The organism is Kitasatospora sp. NPDC059812 (genome assembly GCF_042732075.1).
Lineage (GTDB): Bacteria > Actinomycetota > Actinomycetes > Streptomycetales > Streptomycetaceae > Kitasatospora.
On sequence record NZ_JBHWIO010000122.1, the window covers coordinates 20,639 to 23,011 of the forward strand.

Consider the following 2,373-nt stretch of genomic DNA (forward strand, 5'->3'; position numbering starts at 1 on the left):
CACCCGCGCGGGCCGGGGCCAATCCCCGCGCGCGGCGGCGGTTTAACCGTGGGGGGGGGCCCCCCCCGGGGCGCCGGGGGCGCGGCGGGGGGGGGGGGGCGCCCCCGCCGCTGGGGGTTGAGGGCGGTGGGGGTGCGAGATGGTCAGCGGCGGGCGGAAGGCGTAGGGCGCACCGGCGCTACGCAGGGGCCGGCGGAAGGTTCGTGACCGTGCGCGAAGCCTGGTCGCGCGCGCGGAACCCGAAGGAGATGAGGATGACGCTCTCTCCGGCGCTGAGCGGCGTCCGGCCGTGCGGCGTGAGCGCGCCGTCGAATACGGCGCAGTCACCTGCGGCGAGGTCGCATTCGAGTGCCCACCGGGCCGGCGTCCGGGCCGTGGTGCGGGACTGGAGCTATGCGGTCCACTGGCCGCTCCGCTGGCGCGGTGCCGCGTTGTCTGCCGCCGACGCGTCGGCCGGGCCGATCAGCAGCTCGACCCGGTCGAGTGCGGCCTGTGTGGAATCGACCAGCCCGGTGTCCCCCTTGGCGATCCGCAGGCGCAGCGCTTCTTGCAGACGGGCCTGGGCGCCTGCGAGATCGCCACGTTCCATGAGGTGCTTGCCGGTGTGCTGGAGCGCGAAGTCAAGGAGCTCCGGGTGCTCGCTCCGCGCGGTGTTCAGCGCGCTGCGGTAGAGCGCGTCCGCACCCTGCACGTCACCGGCGTAGCGGTGCGCGTCGCCGAGGTTGAGCCCGGTGGCGAGGACGGCCCGGGTGTTGCCGATCGCTGCGGCGAGGTCGAGCGACTGCCGGAGGAACGTCCGGGCCTCCGCGTGGTGGCCCAGGCACATCTGGCCGATGCCGATCCATCTGGTCAGGACCTGAGTACGAGCGGGGTCTGCCTCCTCGGGCAAGGCCCGCAGTTCCTCGTGGAGTTGGCCGACCGCGGTGGTCAGCTCGTTCCGGTCGGTGGGGACCATCCGCAGGTTGTCGTCGTGAGTGATGAGGTGATCAAGCACGTGACCCTCCGTGGTTCGGTTCCGCTCAGCGTGGCACTACAGCTGGTCGGTCTGGTGGCGCAGTCCGGCCAGCAGCTCCACCCCGTGGGGGGAGAAGTGCTCACGCAGGAGTTCGAGTTCGCGCATGAGGTAGCGGACGGACGGCTGGCAGCCCCTCCTCGTAGGCGCTGTGGAATCTTTGGGCCTTCGGGGTGAAAAGTTCCCCTGACCTGCAATGCCGGTGAGTTAGGGCGTTTCCGCAGGTAGGGGCGGGTGCCAGGCCACTTTGAGGGTGTACTGAACGTGACCGGGAGTGCGTGGCCGGTCTCGCTTCTTGGTTTCGAAGGTGTTCTTGGGCGGCTTCTTGACTCGGTCGCACTGACGGTCGCGTCGGGCTGGGAGGAGGCCGTCCAAGAGCTCGCGGACGACCTCGCTGCGTGCTGCCAGCAGCGTGATGGCGTCTGCGGCCGCTTGGCCGGCGACCTTCAGCCGGGCGAGCTGGACGGTAACCGTGAAGGAGATCCGGTCGGGGTCGATGGCGCCGCGCTGTGCGGCGTGCAACTCCAGTGCGCACAGCGCCTGGTAGACGGTCAGGAGTGCGTAGACCTCCTGGCAGGCCAGCTCGGGAGACTTCGAGCGCAGGACGAACCCGGCTCCGCGCAGGCGGTTCTTGAGCTCGTCGTACCCGTTCTCGATCTCCCACCTCTGATGGTAGATCGCCGCCAGGTGCCGGGCCGGGGCCCGTGTGTGGTCCAGCAGGCTGGTGACCAGCCGGAACATCTCCTTCCGAGGCCGGCCGCCCTTCGGGTGGACGGTCACGGTGTACTGGATGATCCGCACGGTGTGGCCCTCGGGCGGCTGGGCCAGCGTGCGGCCGGCAGCACGTGCCTGGCCGTGCCGGACGGTCTCCTTCGGAGTCGGCATGACCGAGATGAACGAGCCGTCGGACAGGACCCGCAGAGGCACGAACACCTGATTGCCCTTGATCCGCCAGGCCAGGTGAGCACCCGTCGCCCGGGCATGGCCCCACAGTTCGTAGCCGGTAAAGCCGCGGTCGGCCAGCAGAAGCATGTCCGGCTGAAGGCTGGCAACAAGCTGGCGGGCCAGCGCGTGCTCACTGGCCCGCGCCACCCCATCGAAGGCGCCGTCGACCAGAGCGTGGGTGCCGCATTCGGTCAGCTCCATCAGCCTGACCTGCGGGTTTCCACTCTGGTTGACGCCGCCGCGGCCGGTGAACCCGAACGCCGCGGCGTTCTCCGGGGTATCCGGCACGTCCAGTGTCGTGCCGTCCCAGGCGACCAACCGCAGCCCGAAGGCGAACGCGCCGGGCGTCGCGGATATGGCCAGGGCGCCGCGGCGGCGCTCGAACAGCGCCCGTAGCGGCTTCTCACCCAGCCGCT

At 70.6% G+C, this 2,373-nt stretch carries 2 protein-coding genes; both read right to left on the reverse strand.

Going from position 1 to position 2,373, the window contains the following annotated elements; translation table 11 throughout:
• Window positions 1–391: 391 nt before the first annotated feature.
• Complete coding sequence (locus tag ACFV6D_RS36080; protein WP_380562985.1) at window positions 392–994, reverse strand: hypothetical protein; 603 nt, start codon at window positions 992–994, stop codon at window positions 392–394.
• Window positions 995–1,219: 225 nt separating this feature from the next.
• A partial coding sequence (locus ACFV6D_RS36085; RefSeq protein WP_380562986.1) for an IS4 family transposase occupies window positions 1,220–2,373 on the reverse strand: 1,154 nt, incomplete at its 5' end.